Origin of the sequence: Desulfogranum marinum (assembly GCF_016918565.1) — a bacterium.
GTDB lineage: Bacteria > Desulfobacterota > Desulfobulbia > Desulfobulbales > Desulfobulbaceae > Desulfogranum > Desulfogranum marinum.
Genome location: NZ_JAFFQD010000002.1, coordinates 16,881 through 37,410, shown reverse-complemented (window position 1 = coordinate 37,410; position 20,530 = coordinate 16,881). Strand labels below are relative to the sequence as shown.

The window sequence follows — 20,530 nt, the reverse complement described above, 5'->3', positions numbered from 1 at the left end:
TCACCAGCGAGTGTTCCCTGACTTGGGCTTTGAAAATGTACCGCGTTTGTAGGGTTTCCTTAACGTGATATGCCCGTTTATTATAGTCCAGGTTTTCAGCTTTGAGCGCTATCGCCTCACCCAACCGTAATCCACCGTGGAGCATCACTTTAATGATTAACTCCAAAGGCTTGGAGCAGAGCTTTTCGGCCTTCTGTATAAAAGGTGCGGCGTCGTCCCTTTCAGAAATCACTCCAGCTGAGGGCAGGGCAAGGGCATAAAATTCTCAGCTAAATAGCACCTTTGCATGGAATGTGTTATCGCAAGCTGATCTGAATTATTTCTGTTCGATACTCATTTTTGTTTTCTCCCGCTGTAACAGGTTGCACGCTATATGGCGCAACCCAGCGAAATTTTCGAGAGCATTACCTTTTCTAATCCTGCATTCATCTTCTCGAAAAACAACATCAAGCACATAATGCAGCGAATGGAGAGTAGGCCGAAGGAATCACACCCCCAGCCTCTCGCAGAACGGTGCGTGAACCTCTCAATTCACTCCATTGGGTTTCGGACGTGGCCTTCCGTGAAGATGAATCAAGGGTACGCAAAAGAAGGTCCTGAGAATCTGGCAGTTTTAAGACACATAACTCTTACCCTTATGCGCCGGGAGAAAACTGCCAAGCTTGAAGTCAAAAACAAGAGACTCAAGGCTGGGTGGGATGACAACTACTCGGCGAGGGTCGTGTTTGGACAATGAGTTTGATGCAATTGCCCTGTCGGGCAGCCCAGGAGCAGCTTTGTCTCAAATTAACTTCCCTTGGCGCACGGCTTCCATCGGGCTAATGGCTGGTTTTAGAAGTTGGAGATAATCCATCCTAAAAAGTATCCAAAAATCAGGTCATCTCGGAACCCATTTTACGAGGTCTGCAGTAGTATCTTTTCACGACTTTAGAATAAAAACTCAAATCCTTATTAAGGAGATCCCCATGTCTGATTCCTACCCCCAATGTGCCGTGTGTCCTTATGACTGGCCCGAGCGTTATTGCCGTAAATCCGGCGGTAAAGGCCCAAAGAGTTGCCCCTCAATTCAGATGAGGGATGCTTTAACCCGAATTTCTCATGAGTTTTTTGTTTTTCGACTTAAGCTTTTGATATTTATAGAAAATACGGTAGTGCTAAAAAAACAGACTGTTTTTTCGTCGATAATCAACAAAACTCACCCTCCGGGTCAGCGGATTTTTGCGCAGACTCTTTGTCGCAGGCCATTTCCGGTAGCTTACTATCGGAGTCTACCTTACCTGCTGCGTGTCCTGCGCCTCGATCTGAGAAAAACTTCACTGATGAGAAATCCGGGTTAAAACGTTCTAATATTGCTACTTTAAGTGAGGCTATAATCCACTGGGAGCAGTGTGTCAGATTGACTCATGTTACCGTTACCTGAAAAATATTTAGCTTTGTCTTTGCAAAGCCTACCAACTCATTTATAAACACTCCTACGTACTCCAACATAAGCTTCGATTGTAAGATTTTGTTGAGGTCGAAGTAAATACAATATAATCAAATTCATTAACAAAATTGAACAAGGTCAATAATCATGGCAATTGATCCCACGTTATTGGAGAAGCTCAATCGCAGAAGGCAGGCAGCCTTTGAAGGCGGGGGCAAGGCCAAACTGGCCAAAATGAAGGAAAAAGGGCTGCTGACAGCAAGGCAGCGGCTTGACATCCTGTTTGATACCAACTCATTCCAGGAGCTTGGCATGCACGCCAAGAGCAGTGCCCGCGGCTTTGGCATGGAGAAAAAAAATCTTCCAGGTGATGGTGTGGTTACCGGTATTGGCTATGTCGATGGTCGGCAGGTTGCGGCCTACGCGCAAGACTTTACCGTCAGTGGCGGGTCTCTGGGCCACACCCATGCTAAAAAGATCTGCCACCTCATGGATTATGCCATGAAGGCAGGGATTCCAGTAGTTTGTGTAAACGACTCCGGTGGCGCACGTATTCAGGAAGGGGTACAGGCGCTCTCTGGTTATGGTCAGATTTTTTTCCGAAATGTCCAGGCTTCCGGTTTGATACCACAGATATCGGTGATTGCCGGCTCTTGTGCCGGTGGTGCAGCATATTCACCGGCACTAACCGATTTTCTTATCATGACAAGAGAAAATTCCAATATGTTCATCTGCGGGCCGCAGGTCATTCAGAGTGCCACTGGTGAAAAAGCGGAGCTTGAGCAGTTTGCGAGTGCAGCAGCCCACGCATCGGTGAGTGGTAATATTCACCTGGTAGCCGAAAATGACCACCACGCTCTTGAGCTTTCCAAAGCGTTGCTCTCCTACCTACCGCTAAATAACATAGATGAACCACCGCACCAACTCGCTGAGCAGATCATCCTTGAGGAAGAAGAGGGTTTTAACGAGCTGATTCCTGAAGATCCCAAAATGGCCTTTGATGTCCTTAAGGTGATTGATTTGCTGGTGGACCGGGGCAGTTTTTTTGAGATCATGAAGGATTTTGCCAAAAATCTGGTCATAGGTTTTGCAAGAATCGATGGCATGGTGGTCGGCATTGTGGCTAACCAGCCAGCCTATAAGGTCGGTTGTCTGGATATTGATGCCTCTGACAAAGGGGCACGTTTTATCCGGGTATGTAATCTTTACCAGATTCCCATAGTCACCCTGGTAGATGTACCCGGGTTTATTCCAGGGCTTGCCCAGGAGCAGGGCGGCATTATCCGCCATGGCGCCAAAATGCTTTTTTCCTATGCAGCAGCTACTGTGCCTAAAATCACCTTGATTATGCGTAAGGCTTATGGAGGTGCTTACCTTGCCATGTGCAGCTCAGATTTGGGTGCTGATCTTGTTTATGCCTGGCCAACAGCGGAGATCGCGGTCATGGGGGCAGATGGCGCCGTAAAGATCATTTATGGCAAGGAACTTAAAGATGCAGAACATCCCGAAGAGCTCATGGCTGAGCTCAACGTACAGTACCGAGAAGAGTTCGCCTCACCCTATCAGGCTGCCGAAAATGACCTCATTACTGATGTCATTAACCCAGCCTCAACCAGAGGAATGATTTCTCTTGGTTTGCGGAGCCTGTACTCCAAGCGGGAAACCCGCCCACCGAAAAAGCACGGCAATATTCCGCTGTAAAAGGAGCGATTATGGAAAACATTGCAACAACACCTGGCTTTACCGATGCAATTCCGTATTTATCTGGTTTTTTATTTGTAATGTTGGTGCTGACGGTACTCTGGCTGGTGGTGACAGCTATCGGCTTCTGGTTTTGCAGCCAGAAAAAAAAGAATACTGCCGCTCTTTCTGCCACAGAAAAACTCGTTCCCACTCCTGCACCACCTGCTGGTCATCCGGATCAGCTACCGGAAGAACACCTAGTTGCGATTACTGCTGCAGTTACGCTGATGCTAGGTAGCCAGTATCGTCTGGTATCTATCCGCAATGCAAGTGCAAACTGGGGCCGTGAAGGTCGCAGGCAACACCTGCACTCGCATAGTTTTAGATAATCTCACAATATTTGTATATATAGGAAGAATTACCCATGAAAAAAAGAATGCGTATCACCGTAAACGGCCAAACCTATGAGGTTGAAGCAGAGATCCTTGATGATCAGCAAACTGCTTCGTCTGCCGCTCCTGCAGCCGTTGAAGCAGCAGCCACCGTCGTGACTCCCACCGCAGCGCCAAAAACAAAAGTTGTGAGTAGCGGCACATCTGGAGTTGTGCCAAGCCCCATTGCCGGAACTGTTGTCTCTATAGCGAAGCCGGCAGGAAGTGAGGTAGCTGCGGGTGAAGTACTTCTGGTGCTGGAAGCAATGAAAATGAACACAGAGGTGACCGCTCCCTCATCAGGCAAAATAACAGAAGTGAATGTTAGCCAGGGAGAAAGTGTTGAAGAAGGACAGGCTCTCATGACCATTGCTTGATAGGTCAAAGGAGACCTTATTATGGAACAAATACTTGCTACCCTCCAGGCCGGAGGGTTTTCCTTACTGACCTGGCAAATGTGTTTTATGTGGGTGATTGTGGCTGCGTTGCTGTACATGGGTATAGGTAGGCAGTATGAGCCGCTTTTGTTGGTGCCTATTGCCATGGGTGCCCTGCTTGCCAACCTCCCCATAGAGCATATTATTCTTAAAGAACCTGTCTATGAAGCGGGGCACCTGATTGAAGTTGGCGGCCTGTTTTATTATATCCAGCAGGGCGTCAAGCTGGAGCTCTTCCCACCAATTATTTTTCTAGGTGTGGGCGCACTGACGGACTTCGGGCCGCTCATTGCCAATCCAAAGACCCTGCTTTTAGGTGCAGCTGCTCAGTTTGGTATCTTTGCCACTTTTCTAGGGGCGGCATCCAGTGGCCTTTTTGGTCTTACTGAAGCCGCCGCTATCGGTATTATAGGTGGAGCAGATGGGCCGACCTCAATTTTTGTTGCCAATAAGCTTGCACCTGATCTCATGGGAGCGATCGCTGTGGCTGCTTATTCGTATATGGCCTTGGTCCCTGTAATTCAACCGCCCATCATGAGGCTGCTCACCACAGAGAAGGAACGTTGTATTCGGATGAAATCGCTGCGCCAGGTAGGGAGGTTGGAAAAACTGGTCTTTGCTTTGGTGGTGATGGTGTTTTGTCTGGTTTGTGTGCCTGATGCAGCTCCTCTAATTTCCATGCTTTTTATTGGCAATATCCTGCGGGAGTGCGGTGTTACCGAGCGATTGGTTAAAGCTGCGCAAAATGAGATTATTAATATTGTCACGATCTTTCTTGGCCTGACTGTTGGCCTGAAAATGTCTTCAGCGAATTTTCTCGATGCCAAGACTATGGGCATACTGGTGCTCGGCATCTTTGCCTTTGGGATTGCCACGGCATCAGGAGTTTTTATGGCCAAGCTTATGAATCTTGTCTGGCGGGAGAATAAAATAAATCCCTTAATCGGTTCAGCAGGTGTCTCAGCGGTTCCCATGGCTGCTCGGGTAAGCCATGTGGAGGGGCAAAAGGCGGACAAATCCAATTTTCTGCTTATGCACGCCATGGGCCCCAATGTTGCCGGAGTCATCGGCAGTGCCCTTGCTGCAGGCTACTTTATCTCGTCAATGGGTTAACCTGGGTTTTTCATGAATATTGTGACCCTGCTGTAAAAGTGGGCATTCGGTTACATTAATCGTAATCAAGTCGATTTTGAGAATGCCCATTTTCAGGTTCTATAAACCGTATATTCAAAGCACGGCCTTACCTTAATGCTAAAATTGTCAACAAATGGGGTCGGAGTAAAATTAAAGGCTCTCTTTCGGCACGTTTTAATTATACTCTGACCCCATTTATTGCACAGGTTAAAACACCATACAAACAAGTATCAATTACCTTTCATCTCCCCAATTCTCTACCCGCTGGGGAATACAGCTGCAATATACCTTGTCGCCAAAACTAAAAGTGGTATTTTGCAAAAGTAAGTACACAAATCAATGCCATCAGGGGGAGCCCCTGTAAACCGTTTGCAAGGTATAACGATGTATAATTATTTATTTGGCCCAGTGCCCTCACGTCGACTAGGTATTTCCCTGGGCGTAGATCTTGTTCCTCACAAGACATGCACTCTTGACTGTATCTATTGTGAATGTGGTGAAACAACCAACCTCACCATGGAACGGCAGGAATATATTCCGGTAGACGAGGTACTTAAAGAGCTTGAAGATTATTTTCAAAACAATCCGGATCCTGACTATATAACTTTTTCTGGTGCTGGTGAGCCCACGCTCAACTCACGGATAGGAGAAGTCCTTGCCTTTATCCGCGACCATAAGCCCCATGTCTCTATAGCCGTCCTGACCAACGGAACCCTCCTCGGCCGGGAAGAGGTAAGAAAGGCACTGCTTCATGCTGATCTTGTTATGCCCTCTCTGGACGCGGCATCAGCCTCTGCCCTGCAAACCATTAATCGTCCCCATGCTTCAATTACTCCGGAGAGTTACATTGAAGGCCTGGCATCTTTCAGCAATGAATTTACGGGAACATTCAACCTGGAAATTTTCATACTCCCGGGCTCCAACGACAGTCCCCAGGAACTTGCTGCCTTAAAAGCCGCTGTCCAAAAAATAAATCCTGATCTGGTGCAGCTGAACACCCTTGATCGTCCGGGAGTCATCCCGGGCATTCGAGCTGCAGACCAGGAAACGATGCAACGAATCGCTGATTTTTTCAAACCGATTCCAGTTGAGATTATTGCAGCTGCTCCCCAACGAAAAGGTGTCAGCTCTTATCGAAATGATATGGAAGCTGCCATTGTTGAGACAATCATGCGAAGGCCCTGCACACTCGAAGATCTAGCAAGCATCCTGGGATCCCATGTTAACGAAATTAATAAATACCTCGGCTCACTTGAAGAACAAGGAAAGATAGAAGCAGTTCGGCAGGAAAGAGGTCTTTTCTATCAAGCGAAAAACAAATTCTCCGACAATTGACGCACTACCTACCACCGCCCTTTTTTCACTCAAAGGGCGGTGCTGCTGCAACTAACCAGAATTTCTCATGAACATTGTGTCAACCTGCCAAATTGCAAAAATTTTATACCTAAATCCTGCAATTGCCAAGTTTGCCGAAGGTGCGAGGCTGCGTACACGCAGACGTACTGTAGTACTTCAAGTGTGCGCAAACAAAGCAGATTCGGTAAAATCGGCAATCCCGAAGGGTGGCAAGCATGAAAAAAATGCTCTTAAACCTAACTCACATTAAAAGTGAACTGATTTCTTGTTGATAAAACCGATAACAGTCTGGAAAAACATAACTAAAAGCGTTTTTGTCATGTTTGACATGCAAGATTTAGGTTATACGTTATACAAACTAAGATGAAGTTGAAAGTTTTTGACAATGTTCACCAAAGGTTAGTCCATCCGGCACCATTTTCTGCAGTATTTTGGCAATGAATATAGGCGACTATCGGAGTCTGCGCTTACCCGGAGTCTACGCTTACCCGGAGTCTACGCTTACCTATTCATTACCAAAAACTTTGAACCTGGCACGGCCTGAACTGATGAGAAATCCGGGCTAAAACCGTCAACTTACCCCGAACCGTCACCGTTCAGCAGTGCTCCAAATCTCTGCTTACCTCATTCACCTTTTTTCCAGCTAATCCGGCTCAAACGAGTTTTCTTTACGTGAGAATCCCCAAAAGGACCTCCCCTACCATGAAACATACATTTGATTATTACGAAACAAACGCCAAGAGTTATTATAAGCAGACATGCAATATCGACCCTACCCCCTTTCTCACCGTGGTCACTAAACGATTGTCACCTGGAGCCAAAATACTGGATGTGGGGTGCGGATCAGGAAGAGACATACTGTGGCTAAAGCAAAAAGGTTATCACGTACAAGGATTGGAGCGTGCACCACACATGGCCGAACTTGCAACCATCCACTCCGGTTGCCAGGTTATTGTTGCGAATTTTGAAACATATAATTTTTCGGACCTTGAGTGTGACGCCATCCTTCTGGTAGGATCGCTTGTCCATCTGCCGCATCTAAAACTCCCTGCTGTATTAAAACGCATTCTGGATGGCCTCAACAAAGATGGTTATATGTACCTGTCCCTTAAACAGGGAAAAGCAACATCGGTAACACACCAAGGACGAACGTTCAGCCTATGGCAACGTAACCAACTGGAAGCGGTTTTCTCGGATGTAGGATTACAACCTGTCCATTTTTCAAAAAACATTTCACCCATATATCCCAGTGATGTCTGGTTAGGTTACCTGCTCAGTCGTAAGACCTGACTATCATCCCCGTCTCGGCAACTGAGTATACACCACACCTCTTTTACCATACCAAACCGCAACACTTGGGTTGCACCCATCTCTTCCTCTCGAGCAAAGAGACTATACAGTGCACTGAATTTATTACAGAAAAAAACAGTGCGCCAGAAAAGTTGCACTATATTACTGCCTTTTTCCGGCCACGCTAAAATTGCTGCATTCGCAGCTATACAGTCGATACCCAGTGCTTGTTCTCTATAAAACACCTCAAACTGCAACATTTGGGTTGCACATTTTCAGTGAACACATCAAGTTGAAAAAAAAACAATTTGTTTACAGGAAAAAGCAACTCCACTAACCCATAGATTTTAGGGCTAAAACACAGACTCTATCACGAAACCCTTCACGCTTGGCATGAATAGTGCCTTTAACTCAACAAAATGAGACGCCTATGAAAATGCTATCCACCATCCGACATACAGGGTTATTCATTGTTGCCCTGCTGCTCGTCCCAGACCATGCTTGGGCGCTACAGCCCCATGGCGCCCCTGAGGGACTTTATGTACACCAAATGTCTCATGTATTGTTCACAGGAGCATTAATCTATCTGTACTGGCATACCCGCCGTACTCCAGAGTTGAGCAACAAGGGATGGCACTACCTGCAGCTGTTCTGCATCCTTTTTGCCGGATGGAATATGCTGGCCCTGGTCGGCCATGAAAGTGCCCGCCTCCTGAATCCCTCTGATTTCATAGACAAAGCGAGTTGGAACGAGCAGGTAGCAGGACCTATCACGCCAATCAAGATGGTGTATTTTATTACTAAAATGGATCATCTGCTGTATGTGCCTGCCTTGCTGGCTTTGGTTATCGGCCTGCGGAGCTTAAGCAAAGATGCCCAAAGAGAGGCTGATAAATGAACGCCCTCTCTCTGTTGCCTGCAAATATAATCGATATATGTGGCTCAGGGCTTGCTATTTTTCTGTCCTTCATGGCTCTGCGCTACTCTAGAATCTTGGTAAAAATAGAACCCAATAACTTTATATGGGGCTTTCTCTTTTATTTCTGCGTTGCAATGGCGGCCTTCTCCCTGTCCCGTGGCGTCGGTCACATTGCCCGCATTTTACTGGTATTCAGTGGATATGGGGCTTTTTGGAAACAGCTTTCGCCCTATTCAGGTGGTTTCAACACCATGCTGATTATCTCTACGGCTGCGGTTACTATTTATTACCATAAAGGCCTTGATGCCTATAAAGCGATCCGATCAGAAGCGGAAAAGCTGTCCGATGCCAACACCAGACTGTTTGCCAGTGCCACCGAGCTTAAGCTGCTCAACACGCACCTTGAAGAAATAGTGGAAGAGCGTACTCGCAACCTTTCCAAATCAGAAAAAAAGCTGCGCAACTTCTTCGAAAATTCCAAAGATATCATCTATTTTTGCGACGAACTTGGCTACCTTTCCAGCGTTAACAGCAGTGGAAGAAGACTGCTGGACATAGACGAATCACTGGAAAAAGTTAGTTTTTTCGATCTCTTTGTCAATAAAGATGACCGTGAGCGGTACGTGGGAGAGCTGAAAAAAAACGGCTTTGTTCGTGACCTGGAAATAGAGTGCAAAGGCAGGGATGGTTCCATCCGCAATATTCTTTTCACATCCAATACCGTGTACGACGAAAACAACAACATGGTCGGTTGTGAAGGAATAGGAAAGGATATGACCAGATTGAAAACTATCACCGACCAACTCATTAATCGTGAAAAAATGGCTTCTGTCGGTGAAATGGCAGCAGGAGTAGCTCACGAGATCAACACCCCTCTGGGCATCATCCTCGGCTATACGCAGTTGATGATGGATGATTATGAGCAAGGAAGCGAAGCTTACACCAACCTTGAAGTAATGGAGCGCCAAACCAAAGCATGTCGCAAAATCGTTGCCGACCTGCTCAAGTTTTCCCGCCAGGCGGAAAGCGTCAAGACAGCACTGGATATCAACGCTCTTATCGAAGAAGTATTAGCCGTGACCGAGCACTCTTTAAACATTGAGCAGGTTGAGGTTATCCGCCATTTTTCCCCGGAACTGCCGCAAGTGACAGGGGATACCGAAAAGCTGCGCCAAGTAATTATCAACCTCTGTAATAATGCCCAGTACGCCCTGGCGGAAAAAGGAGGTGGCCAGATCATTATCTCCACCCAGGAAAACCAGGACACTGTACAAATCACAGTCATGGATACCGGCACGGGTATCCCCGATGAAATTAAAAACAAAATATTTGATCCGTTTTTCACCACCAAAGCCGTTGGAAAAGGCACGGGTCTCGGCCTGTCAGTCATCTATGGCATCATTCAGGAGCATGGCGGCACCATCACCGTGGAGAGTCCGGTAAATGATCCGAAAACCGGCAAAGAGATTAACGGAACCGCATTTCATATTCGTCTGCCGCTGAGTGCAGCAGCAGACAGCACAACCAGGGAGAATACCTAACAATGGCTGAAATACTCGTATTGGATGACGTACAGGACGCAGTGGTTCTCGTCAAAAAAGTACTTACCCGTCAGGGGCATAACGTACAAACATTCACTGAGGAGCAGGAGGCAATAGACCACGTGGGGAAAAATCACGTCGACCTGGCCATCCTTGACATCAAGCTAAAGAAAATGAACGGCATCCAGGTTCTTGAAGAAATGAAAAAGCTCAAGCCTGAGTTAAAGGCGATCATGTTGACCGGTTATCCTACCCTTGAAACAGCCCGAACTGCGATTGAGCTGGGAGCAGGTGAGTACTGTGTGAAACCGATTGATATAAGTGAGCTGAAAGAAAAAGTAACAGACGTTCTTGCCGGCTAAAAAACGACAATTTTCACATTCGAAAAAGAAAACGAGGAGAGTTGTATGAAACAATCAGTTTACTCCATATGCGGGATGTGCACAGTTCGCTGTCCTATCCGGGTGGAGTCTGAAAATAACGAAGTAACATGGATAGAGGGCAACCCGCATCAGCTGGACGGAGCCCTGTGTGCCAAAGGTTCTGCCGGCGTAGCCCTGCTCAATGATACCCAGCGCCCCCAGCAGCCGCTCATCCGTGAGGGTGCACGCGGTGCCGGACGCTGGCGCGAGGCAAGTTGGGAAGAGGCACTGGACTACGTGGCGGAAAAGCTGCAGCGCATCAAAAGCGAATATGGTCCGGAATCGGTCGTACTCTCAAGCCGTGGCGGTCCCTGGCAAGGTATGTACAAAGCCTTTATCCATGCCTTTGGCTCTCCCAACTATACCAATCACGACTGCACCTGTGGCCGAAACACCCACCATGCAAGTCTTTCCATTAATGGCGTTGGTCGTAAAGGCTTTGCTTATGACATAAAAAATGCCAAACACCTGGTGCTTTTCGGCCGCGACATGTTCTCGGCACTACGTATTGCCGAGAACAACCAGACCCTGGATATGCTGGATAACGGCGGCCGCCTGACCTACGTCGATGTTCGCCAGACCATGACCGGCGCCAAGGCTACTCGCTTTTTCCAGGTCCGTCCGGGAACGGATTATGCTCTCGCCCTTGGTGTCATCCATCAGGTGATCAAACAAGGTTATTACGACAAAGAGTTTATTAGCAACTACGTCACCGGATTTGATGAACTGTGCAGTTTCATCGAACAGTACACTCCAGCCTGGGCAGCCAAAGAATGCAATATTAAGGAAAAGGATCTGTTGGCCTTTGTCGAGGAAATAGGGGAAGACCGGCCCAACGTTATTTTTCATCCGGGGTGGAACCTGGCCCGCTACAAAGACTCTTTTTACGCCAGCCGCGCCATGCATATTCTCAATGTCCTGATGGGCAATATTGAGATGAAAGGCGGCCTGTTCATCCCCAAAGGGGCCGGCGACTGCGGTAAAAAAGGTATCCGTTCCATAGATTGTGCCAAGCCGGATATCAAACGCGGCGACGGTATTGGTTGGAAATACAATCACTTTGACAAGGGTCCTGGTCTTGCACATCTGTTTTTCAACAACATGCTCAAGGAGGATCCCTACCCCATCAAGGCCTGGATCGCCATGCGGCATGATCTGTTCAGCGGCATGCCTGATCCAGAGCAACAAAAACGGGCGCTGGATAAATGCGATCTCCTGGTCTCCATTGATGTCAACTACAGTGAGTTCGGCTGGTACAGTGACGTTATCCTTCCGGAATCAACCTATCTCGAAAGAGACACCCCCATTGTCCAGCAAAAAGGACTCAAACCACGACTTGCAGTTCGCCGTAGGGCAGTAGAACCAAAATGGGACACCAAGTCTTCCTGCGAGATATTTACCGGTCTGGCCTCTCGCCTAGGCCTGGAAGAGACCTTCCCGTTCAAAACCATGGATGAGTTGTGGGCATGGCAGCTTGAGCCCACTGGCTATACCATGGCTGACTTTGATGAAAAAGGTTTTATCGAATTAAGCGAAGAGCAAGTGTTCTTTGATCGCGATAAACTCGATGGTCAGTTCAAGACCCCAAGCGGTAAAATTGAAATCGTCAGTGAAAAACTGGACAAGGCGGGACTCCCGTCCTTAAAACCATTTGAAGCTCCTGAAATACCCAAAAAAGGTATGTTCCGTCTCATCTACGGCAAGGTGGCAGTGCACACCCAGGGACATACCACCAACAACCCGTTGCTGTCTGAGCTGATGCCGACCAATACAGTCTGGATCAACACCAAGCAGGCCAAAAAACTAGACATTCAAACAGGGGATCTGGTGGAACTTTCCTCTGCTGATAGATCCTACAATGCCACAGCAGAAGCGCATGTAACCGATCATGTGCATCCAGAGGCAGTGTTTACCGTCCATGGATTCGGCAAAGAAATTCCCCGTCAGAGCAGGAGTTTCATGGCCGGCATCAGCGACCAGAAGTTGATGGTCGGTAAACTCGATGAGTGGGATCAGGCCGGAGGCGGAGTCAATCTATGTGACGCCTTTGTCTATGTAACAAAGAGTATCCGCAACACCAAGAGGAGAGTGGAACTGTGAAAAAATATATGATTCATCTCAACAGCCGCAGATGTATTGCCTGCCATGGATGTACGGTGCACTGCAAAGTGAACAAAAACCTGCCGGTAGGTCCCATCCTCTGTGACATCAGCTGCACTCCTTTACAAAAGGTGGGTGGGATTCCAAAAACAGAGATCACCTTCTCTGCTTGCAGGCACTGTGAAGATCCACTGTGCGTTCCGGTCTGCCCTAAAGATGCCATGATCCAGCGCGAGGACGGTATTGTTTATATTGATCAGGATAAATGCATAGGATGCATGGCCTGCCAAAAAGCATGTCCGTGGGAAATACCCGTCATGAATCCAGCGACAGGCAAAGCCGTTAAATGTGATTTGTGCATGGACCGTCTCGATGCAGGCCTCAAGCCTGCCTGTGTAACCAAGTGCACCACCCATGCCCTGCAACTGGTAACCCTGCAGACGACTTAATGTCTTCTGTTAGCAATAATCGTATAAAAACCGGCAGCAGGGACACTTCCTGCTGCCGGTAAAGAGAGAACCATGAGTTCACCCAGGCCCAACATAGAAAGTGATTACCTCACTGTCTTCCAGGAAGTGACCCGCCTTATCAGCACGGTTCATACCTCGCAAGAGGTTATGGATCTGGTGGTCAGACGACTCCCTTCCCTGCTCGACGTTGATGCAGCCACCATCAGGCTGCTTGATGCAGGGACCAACAGCTTTGTCCTGGGTGCTGCTTGGGGTGTCTCTGATGAATATCTTTCCCGCTCCACCATTGACACCAAAGAGGTGATGGATACGCTGATGGAGGGACGACCGACAGCGCGTAAAAATATTGACGTCACCTGTGACCATGACAGCTGTGCTTTCATATCCAACGAGGGTGTCAAAAGTGCGATGTCCCTGCCTATCATTTTTCAAGGTCAGATAACCGGATTGCTCCGCCTTTTAACCAAAGATCTGCGAGAATTCTCAGACCCTGAGATCAATTTTGCCATGTCTCTGGCCGAGCAGGTGGGCATAGCGATTTCCAATTGCCACATGTTCCAGGAGATGAAAAACCAGGTCACCTTTTTTAAAGCCCAACGAGAAATTTCACAACTGGTTAACTCGACGCTGAACCTGGACCAGATTCTTGGTGCAATTGTAAAAAAGCTGCCGGGGATAATGGGGGTCATGGCATGCACCATTCGCTTGCTGCAGCCGGCAACCAACCGTTTGGAGCTGGTAGCGGCTTCAGGGGTTTCCGAAAAATATCTCAAAAGAGGCAATATCAGCCGCGAAAACTCGATATTCAAAGTCCTCAAGGGCGAGCCGGTCGCTATCTATGACGCTCCCAATGACCCAAGAGTAAACTATCACGACGAAATAAAGGAAGAAGGCATAAAGTCGATCCTTGCCGTGCCTATTAAAAATGATCAGGAAATTATCGGTGTGCTGCGATTGCTCACCGATAGCCATCGCTCCTTTTCAGCAAGTGACATTCACTTCGCTGTAACAGTGGCTGAAGAAGGCGGCAATGCCATTGAAAAAGCCAGGCTCTACCGTAAAATCACGCTCCTCTTCAACCAAATTGAGGAGCATGAGCGTTTTTTGCAAACCATTCTCGACTCCCTTTGGATGGAGTTGCTGGTAGTTGACCCGGACAAACGGGTCATAATGGTAAACAAACAGTTTCTTACCACACACCAACATACGGAAGAGGACATCCTTGGCCGTCTTTATCGGTCTATATCGCCACGCACAGTCGAAGATGAGCAGCAGTTCCATCTTGAGCAAGTCTTAACCTCGTGCAAGCCCGTCACCGTGGTGAAGCAGTATCAGGAAGGAGACCAAGAAAAATGGTATGAGCGCCACTTGACACCGATCCTGAACAGTAACGGCCAGGTTGATTTTGTAGTCGAAGCAGTCAACGACATCACTGATCAGGTGATGCTGGAACAGGAGCATTCGCAACGGATGAAGCTCCAGGGTGTTATTGAGATGGCCGGGACGGCGGCTCATCAGTTGAACACTCCCTTGTTTGCAGCTCTGGGAACAGCCCAGTTGCTCCGTGATGATCTTTCTTCAGAGGAAATGATAGAGGAGATGGACCTGGTAATCAGCAACCTGAAAAAAATGGGTGAGCTAACCCGGGAAATGATTGATGTCACCGGATATTCGAGCAGCGAATATGTGGGGGAAACCAGGATTGTGGATCTTACACCAGCAGAAAATAAATGAACAACCAGCGCAGGCGACACCTTTCAGGGAACTTGGCTGGAGGAATTGACAACACAGGAGGTTGCAGTGATTGAAATGTGTATTGATGGAGCCAGAACAGTGGTGGAGAGATGGAAACAATTTCTTCTCTCCCCTTTAGGTATATACCTCTACTCCCTTATAACAGGTGCTGTCGGCATCGTTATTCTGCTGATGTTTTTTTCCATGGTGCTCTCACCCGCTGCTCTGTTGATCCTATTACCAGGCATAATAGGTTTTAATGGGGCAACAGCCGGTTATGGCCTCCTTGATAAATGCAGCAGCTTTCCCAGGCCGGCAATAGCCCTGACAAGCATTTCCCTGCTGTTAGCCATTATCGGCTGTGCCGTCATTGCAGTGCTCCAACCGTGGGAGCCGCCAATTGCCGCTCTACGCTCTTTACTGGCGACACTCTTCGCCCTTTCCGGCACCTTTTCCGGTGCCTGGATAGCAAAGAAAAAAACACGATTAAACAAATAAACATTTACCATTTTTTGCAGAGGAGGAGCCCAGTACATACAACCCACCTTTTACCTATGCGCAACTGAACACCAAATAACAATAAGGAGATAACAGTATGAAAACCATGCGCATCCCGTTTTTTACGGCGATGAGTCTCGCTGTCTTTCTTTTGGCGAGCTTCAACCCGGCATTTGCCGAAACAAAAGTAACCACTGATGGCAAAGTAGGCGACACCGTCACCATTGAAGGCACGATCGAACCAGGACAGGAACTATACCTGGCTATTGCTCAAAAGGAAGAATTCAAGCCTGCTGATGCAACCATGCCTCATGAGAAAAAACGTTTTGCCAAAGAAACCGATAAAAGAGGTTTTGGCATGGACTCCTCCATTCCGCCTCTTTATTATGTCCTCACCACTAACCCCACCGCCTTTGGTAAACGAGTCGACGACACCAAGTTCGGTGGTCCTTCCGTACTGCTTGGCAAAGGCCGTACAAAAGGTCTTTACTCTACCTACAGTTATCTGTTGGAAGAAGACTTTGATGCTATTGATGCCACAGCAAAGGCCGGTCTTGGTCCCATCAAAACAAAGGACCAGTGGACATTCCTTAAATGGGCCAACGAATCCAGCTACGGTATTAACACCATCGTTAAAGAAGGCAACCGGGTTGGAAAAATTGTTATTTTCTCCAGAACCGTGCTTCAGGATGATTCCAGCGGTAACTACTGGGATGAAGGCACCAAAATCAACCTGGACAAAGCTACCGGCAAATTCACCGCCACCTTCAAAAGCTTTCGTCATACTCCTCCGGATACCACCTTTGACATCTATGTCAATGGTAGTCAGTCCGGTTCTTTTGCATTGGAAGGCAAAGGCTTCTGGCTGGCTAAAGGCTTTCGCTACATGAACCCTCTATGGATCGTGCTCGGTGCTATCGCTGTTGGTACCTACTTCTCCATGATCGGCGCCGCAGGCGGCCTGCTCATGGCTGCTTTCCAGGTGCTTGTTGTCAACACCATGGGACCGGTAGGGGTAAACGCTGCTAACGTACTCAAACCTTCCAACATGGCGCTGACTCTTTTCTCCCCGCTTGGTTCTTTTTACCGTTTTGCGGTGGTCGAGAAACGTGTGGCATGGCCGATCGGCATTTCTTTCGGCGTCGGAATCTTCATCGGATCGATCTGGCTGGGTAAATATGTTTCTGCAATCCTGCCAATGGCGGCCTATAAGGAATGGCTGGCGGTTTTAGTCGTGCTTATGGGTATAAAAACCGTCCTGGAAATGACCCCAAAGGCCATGGACAAGCGGAAAAACATCAAGGCCATGACCCAAAAATTTAACGCTGCCGTAAAAAGTGCCAAAGAAACCGGCGGTGTCATGGAAATGGGATCCATTGAGCCGATAAAGACAGGCTTAACCGATTACCGTTTTAAATTCTGGGGTGAAGAGTTTAAGATCAACCCACTCCTGTTTGCATTTCTCGGCGTACTTATCGGTATTGTTTCCCGTACCTTCGGTGTCGGCGGTGGTTTTCTCCTCGTACCGGCAATGACCTCTCTTGGCGCATTGCCAATGTATGTTGCAGTGCCTATTTCTCTGATAGGAACCTGTTTTTCCAGTATCGGGTCCTTCTTAGGCTATGTTATGATTGGTTACTGGCCTGACTGGGTACTTGCAGGTGCTATCATTATCGGTGGTTTTGCCGGTGGTATGCTTGGTAGCCGTGCACAAAAGATGTTCAGTGAGATACAGCTCAAGGTTGTCTTGGCAGCCACACTGTTCTTCCTCTTTTTCCGTTTTTTCAAAATCGAAGTTTGGATCTGAGAAAAAGAGCACTTGGATGTACAGTCTGCCGGGGATTTTTTTCCCCGGCAGTACTCATTTTATTATTTTCTTAAGCCCCACAAATATTACAGAGAGTATTATCGATGGATGCCGTTCTTGACACAATTTGGGAATATCTGGTAATCGGTTTCGTCCTGCTTGGAGACACAATGTTTTCCACTCTGCAGCACCTTCACTCGCTCGGACCTGTTTTTCTCATCTCTCTGCTTGGTCTGTGTACAGTAGGTCTTACAAAACTGCTCAACCGGTTTATTATTACCAAGCGTTACCTGGAACTGGAAAAAACCTACACCCATTGGCTGAAACTGCGTCAGGAAGCTATGCGCTGTGAAGACACCGAGAAAGGGAGTAGAATGGCACGTAACATTGACAAAGCCGAACTCAACAAAGCCTACTACGATTATTTTTTTGAGGGATTACTCCTTGGTATTGCACGCAAGGTACTGCCTATCTTTTTTATTTTTGCTTTTATCAACGAGTATTATCGTCCCGAAAAAATGCTCAACCTCTTTGGCAGGGAATATGTGATCCAAATCAGTTCCACCGGCAGCGAACCGATTCTTATCGGTTCTGTGTTCTGGTACTTTATCTCACTACTTACCTGTTACCTATTATGGAGCCTCACAGCCACACTGCTAAAAAAATACAAAAACGGAAAAACAACACAGATGGTAGGAATGGTAAAGGAGATAAACGCCTGACATTTCCTTACATCTGCCTGTCTTCCCTGCCTTTTACAAGGAGAAAACATGCTGCTTAACGCACTTTTTAAGCATTGGAGCTACCGTCTGTTTGCCCCAGGAACCATGCTGCGGGAAAAGTACGAGGCTCTGAAGCAGCTATTGAATTTCGATATTGCCTGCCATGAGCAAATGGCTGAATTTCAGGATATGCTCCATGGAGGTTTACCGGTAGACCTGGCCGCCATCCGTAAACGCTTTACCCACTTTTCCCTCCAGGTTTACGGTATGATCGATGCCTTGGAGACAATGGCACCCGGCAGTTATGTTTCCCTCAAGAGCTATCATAAAAAATTTGACTTCTATACCCGCTTCCTGTTGGCACCTCCCAAAATAGATTTTGCTCCCCCTTTTGTACTTACCCTGCAGGAAATAGCATCTGACAATAACCAAATAGGCAGCAAGGCAAAAAATCTTGCCATTGTGCAAAACGAACTGAATATCCCAGTCCCTAATGGTTTTGCCGTTACCTCCAGCGCCTTTCACTACTTCATCGAATATAACAATCTGCGCCAGCCGATAGACGAACTGCTTGCTGAAGTAAATATCCATCAACCGCAATCCTTAAGCAAATCATCCCGCAAACTGCAGGAGCTCATCCTCAACGCTGAAGTCCCACCAGTGATTACCGAGGCAATGCTGAATGCTTATGACAGCTGGACAACTACAGATGATAACCCGATTACAGTGGCAGTACGCTCCAGTGCCATCAGCGAAGACGGCATTTTTTCCTTTGCCGGCCAGTATGCAACCGTGCTTGATAACCAGCGCCAGGATATATCGCAGGCCTACCGGAAGGTCATTGCCTCCAAATATTCGAGCCAGGCACTCTTTTACCGCATCACGCACGGTCTGGGTGATGAAGAGACAGCGATGTCCGTACTCATTCAGGAAATGGTTCCAGCCAAATGCAGCGGGGTCCTCTATACCAGTGGAATAAATGACGAACAACCCAATACCACACTCCACCTGCATGCTGTTCTCGGCCTTGGCGACAGGCTGGTCAGTGGACAAGAAAATCCCGATACCTATAAGTTATCCAAGGACCATCCTCCACAACTGATTTCAGCATTACCCGACAAGCCCATATTGTCTGCAGAGCAGGCGGCCAAAATTGCACAGATCGGGCTCCAGATCGAAAACTATTTTACAGGTTCTCAGGATATCGAATGGGCCATAGATACCGCCAACATGGTTTTTATTCTCCAGGCACGTCCTTTACATCTCTCCAGCAAAAGCTGTTCGTCTGCAGAGCCCGGCCGGCACGACAACCTGCTTTTACTTGATGGCTGTCAACAGGCATCACCCGGCGTTGGCGCTGGATCAGTGTACCAGCTTGACAGCACTCACTCGCTGCAAGATATTCCTGAAGGAGCGATACTCGTTACCCGAGACAGCCCACCGGAATACGTGCAGGTCATCAACAGACTGGCAGCGGTTCTGGCCGAGCGAGGCAGCCGGGCCAGCCATTTCGCAACGGTTGCCCGAGAGTTCGGCGTCCCATACCTCACTGGGATTAATCAGGTGTGCGAGCGTTTTCATCAAGGCCAGATCGTTACCGTGGATGCCTGGAAAGGGGCTATCTATGAAGGAAGGATCGAATCTCTGCTAAGCCATAGCAGCCAAGCAATCCACCAGGGGCAGTACCCCCGGATTCTTCAAGAGGCATTGAAATTCATTACCCCTCTGGAACTTGTTGATGCCGCTGGAAAAAATTTCAAGCCCGAAGGATGCCGCTCCATGCATGACATTATCCGGTTCTGTCATGAAAAAGCTCTGGTCTCCATGTTTACCACCGGCAGACCGGGCACAGGCAGGGGTGCCTTGCGCCTGGTTGCCGATATTCCACTGGATGTCTTTTTATTTGATGTGGGCGGGGGATTCTCTACAGAGGTCAACAAGCGGCAATCAATTCCCCTTGAAGAGGTAGCCTCGGTTCCCTTTCACGCGGTATGGAAAGGGTTAACCAATCCTGGTGTTCAATGGAAACAAAAGCCTTTTGACTGGGAGGCGTACGACAAAATTGAACTGGCAGGTGGTGTCCCTCCCAAAAGAGACAGTTTCGCCTTTGCCAGTTATGCTGTGATCGGAACCGATTATCTCCATTTTAATATCCGCTTTGGTTATCATTTTACCGTGCTTGATGTCATGTGCGGAGAAAACGAAGCGGAAAACCACTGTATGCTCCGCTTTGCAGGCGGCGGAGGTGATTATGAACAGAGACTGTTACGGATTGATTTTATCGCCGGAGTACTGGAAGGCCTTGAATTCACCGTCGACAAAAAAGCAGACCTCCTGGAGGCAAAACTGCCTCCTCTTCCCGCCGGTATCATGAAAGAAAAACTGGATATGACAGGCCGTCTGCTTGGGGCCACCAAATTGATGGATATGGTCCTGGTGGACCAGCAAATGGTTGCCGAATATATTCAAGACTTTTATAAAGGACGATATTCATTCTCACAGGAAGGATAAATGCTGCAGAGCGTAAAGAGCTGTACACGGTTTTTATACAGCAAACCGG

The 20,530-nt window shown here is 47.8% G+C and carries 18 protein-coding genes; 17 read left to right on the top strand and 1 reads right to left on the bottom strand.

Annotated features, from left to right (window positions below):
- Positions 1-373: 373 nt before the first annotated feature.
- The 7 genes from JWH17_RS24845 (at position 374) to JWH17_RS01925 (ending at position 7,757) form a co-directional block, all read left to right on the top strand.
- Positions 374-736 carry a hypothetical protein gene (locus JWH17_RS24845; protein ID WP_205220880.1) on the top strand — a complete coding sequence of 121 codons (363 nt, stop codon included), beginning with the start codon at positions 374-376 and terminating at the stop codon, positions 734-736.
- 837 nt (positions 737-1,573) lie between these two features.
- Positions 1,574-3,127: an acyl-CoA carboxylase subunit beta gene (locus JWH17_RS01950; RefSeq protein WP_205220879.1), complete on the top strand. Its 1,554-nt coding sequence runs from the start codon at positions 1,574-1,576 to the stop codon at positions 3,125-3,127.
- Between the two features lie 11 nt (positions 3,128-3,138).
- A complete protein-coding gene (locus JWH17_RS01945; protein ID WP_205220878.1) occupies positions 3,139-3,498 on the top strand; it encodes an OadG family transporter subunit in 360 nt (119 codons plus the stop codon).
- Between the two features lie 35 nt (positions 3,499-3,533).
- Positions 3,534-3,917 (top strand): biotin/lipoyl-containing protein, encoded by a 384-nt coding sequence (locus JWH17_RS01940; RefSeq protein ID WP_205220877.1) that lies wholly within the window; start codon positions 3,534-3,536, stop codon positions 3,915-3,917.
- A gap of 21 nt (positions 3,918-3,938) precedes the next feature.
- Positions 3,939-5,090, top strand: a complete 1,152-nt coding sequence (locus JWH17_RS01935) for a sodium ion-translocating decarboxylase subunit beta (protein ID WP_205220876.1) — start codon at positions 3,939-3,941, stop codon at positions 5,088-5,090.
- A gap of 405 nt (positions 5,091-5,495) precedes the next feature.
- The gene (locus JWH17_RS01930) at positions 5,496-6,446 is read left to right on the top strand and encodes a radical SAM protein (protein WP_205220875.1); all 951 of its coding nucleotides are present in this window, start codon (positions 5,496-5,498) and stop codon (positions 6,444-6,446) included.
- A gap of 723 nt (positions 6,447-7,169) precedes the next feature.
- Positions 7,170-7,757, top strand: coding sequence for a class I SAM-dependent methyltransferase (locus JWH17_RS01925; protein ID WP_205220874.1), 588 nt, complete (start codon positions 7,170-7,172; stop codon positions 7,755-7,757).
- Here JWH17_RS01925 and JWH17_RS01920 read toward each other — a convergent pair.
- Positions 7,733-8,017: a hypothetical protein gene (locus JWH17_RS01920; protein WP_205220873.1), complete on the bottom strand. Its 285-nt coding sequence runs from the start codon at positions 8,015-8,017 to the stop codon at positions 7,733-7,735. The genes JWH17_RS01925 and JWH17_RS01920 overlap by 25 nt on opposite strands.
- A 170-nt stretch (positions 8,018-8,187) precedes the next feature.
- Between JWH17_RS01920 and JWH17_RS01915 the strand changes: the two genes are divergently transcribed.
- The 10 genes from JWH17_RS01915 (at position 8,188) to JWH17_RS01870 (ending at position 20,481) form a co-directional block, all read left to right on the top strand.
- Entirely contained in the window at positions 8,188-8,655 is a 468-nt protein-coding gene (locus JWH17_RS01915; RefSeq protein ID WP_232370834.1) for a hypothetical protein, read from the top strand.
- Positions 8,652-10,217, top strand: a complete 1,566-nt coding sequence (locus tag JWH17_RS01910) for a PAS domain-containing sensor histidine kinase (RefSeq protein WP_205220872.1) — start codon at positions 8,652-8,654, stop codon at positions 10,215-10,217. The genes JWH17_RS01915 and JWH17_RS01910 overlap by 4 nt, the downstream gene beginning before the upstream one ends.
- Positions 10,218-10,219: 2 nt before the next feature.
- Positions 10,220-10,579: a response regulator gene (locus JWH17_RS01905; protein ID WP_205220871.1), complete on the top strand. Its 360-nt coding sequence runs from the start codon at positions 10,220-10,222 to the stop codon at positions 10,577-10,579.
- A gap of 45 nt (positions 10,580-10,624) precedes the next feature.
- Positions 10,625-12,739, top strand: coding sequence for a molybdopterin-containing oxidoreductase family protein (locus JWH17_RS01900; RefSeq protein WP_205220870.1), 2,115 nt, complete (start codon positions 10,625-10,627; stop codon positions 12,737-12,739).
- Complete coding sequence (locus JWH17_RS01895) at positions 12,736-13,188, top strand: 4Fe-4S dicluster domain-containing protein (protein ID WP_205220869.1); 453 nt, start codon at positions 12,736-12,738, stop codon at positions 13,186-13,188. The genes JWH17_RS01900 and JWH17_RS01895 overlap by 4 nt, the downstream gene beginning before the upstream one ends.
- 72 nt (positions 13,189-13,260) lie before the next feature.
- A complete protein-coding gene (locus tag JWH17_RS01890) occupies positions 13,261-14,943 on the top strand; it encodes a GAF domain-containing protein (protein WP_205220868.1) in 1,683 nt (560 codons plus the stop codon).
- 66 nt (positions 14,944-15,009) lie between these two features.
- Positions 15,010-15,441, top strand: a complete 432-nt coding sequence (locus JWH17_RS01885; protein WP_205220867.1) for a hypothetical protein — start codon at positions 15,010-15,012, stop codon at positions 15,439-15,441.
- A 97-nt stretch (positions 15,442-15,538) separates the two neighbouring features.
- Positions 15,539-17,248 carry a sulfite exporter TauE/SafE family protein gene (locus JWH17_RS01880; RefSeq protein WP_205220866.1) on the top strand — a complete coding sequence of 570 codons (1,710 nt, stop codon included), beginning with the start codon at positions 15,539-15,541 and terminating at the stop codon, positions 17,246-17,248.
- A gap of 104 nt (positions 17,249-17,352) precedes the next feature.
- Complete coding sequence (locus JWH17_RS01875; RefSeq protein WP_205220865.1) at positions 17,353-17,970, top strand: hypothetical protein; 618 nt, start codon at positions 17,353-17,355, stop codon at positions 17,968-17,970.
- A gap of 48 nt (positions 17,971-18,018) precedes the next feature.
- Positions 18,019-20,481, top strand: a complete 2,463-nt coding sequence (locus JWH17_RS01870) for a PEP/pyruvate-binding domain-containing protein (RefSeq protein WP_205220864.1) — start codon at positions 18,019-18,021, stop codon at positions 20,479-20,481.
- Positions 20,482-20,530 lie beyond the last annotated feature (49 nt).

Bases quoted from the DNA above. Each gene is read 5' to 3' on its own strand.
- JWH17_RS01910 (WP_205220872.1), top strand. From the start codon at position 8,652: ATGAACGCCCTCTCTCTGTTGCCTGCAAATATAATCGATATATGTGGC.
- JWH17_RS01900 (WP_205220870.1), top strand. From the start codon at position 10,625: ATGAAACAATCAGTTTACTCCATATGCGGGATGTGCACAGTTCGCTGT.
- JWH17_RS01870 (WP_205220864.1), top strand. From the start codon at position 18,019: ATGCTGCTTAACGCACTTTTTAAGCATTGGAGCTACCGTCTGTTTGCC.
- JWH17_RS01880 (WP_205220866.1), top strand. From the start codon at position 15,539: ATGAAAACCATGCGCATCCCGTTTTTTACGGCGATGAGTCTCGCTGTC.
- JWH17_RS01875 (WP_205220865.1), top strand. From the start codon at position 17,353: ATGGATGCCGTTCTTGACACAATTTGGGAATATCTGGTAATCGGTTTC.
- JWH17_RS01915 (WP_232370834.1), top strand. From the start codon at position 8,188: ATGAAAATGCTATCCACCATCCGACATACAGGGTTATTCATTGTTGCC.
- JWH17_RS01925 (WP_205220874.1), top strand. From the start codon at position 7,170: ATGAAACATACATTTGATTATTACGAAACAAACGCCAAGAGTTATTAT.
- JWH17_RS01940 (WP_205220877.1), top strand. From the start codon at position 3,534: ATGAAAAAAAGAATGCGTATCACCGTAAACGGCCAAACCTATGAGGTT.
- JWH17_RS01950 (WP_205220879.1), top strand. From the start codon at position 1,574: ATGGCAATTGATCCCACGTTATTGGAGAAGCTCAATCGCAGAAGGCAG.
- JWH17_RS01890 (WP_205220868.1), top strand. From the start codon at position 13,261: ATGAGTTCACCCAGGCCCAACATAGAAAGTGATTACCTCACTGTCTTC.
- JWH17_RS01935 (WP_205220876.1), top strand. From the start codon at position 3,939: ATGGAACAAATACTTGCTACCCTCCAGGCCGGAGGGTTTTCCTTACTG.
- JWH17_RS01905 (WP_205220871.1), top strand. From the start codon at position 10,220: ATGGCTGAAATACTCGTATTGGATGACGTACAGGACGCAGTGGTTCTC.
- JWH17_RS01930 (WP_205220875.1), top strand. From the start codon at position 5,496: ATGTATAATTATTTATTTGGCCCAGTGCCCTCACGTCGACTAGGTATT.
- JWH17_RS24845 (WP_205220880.1), top strand. From the start codon at position 374: ATGGCGCAACCCAGCGAAATTTTCGAGAGCATTACCTTTTCTAATCCT.
- JWH17_RS01945 (WP_205220878.1), top strand. From the start codon at position 3,139: ATGGAAAACATTGCAACAACACCTGGCTTTACCGATGCAATTCCGTAT.
- JWH17_RS01920 (WP_205220873.1), bottom strand. From the start codon at position 8,017: ATGTTGCAGTTTGAGGTGTTTTATAGAGAACAAGCACTGGGTATCGAC.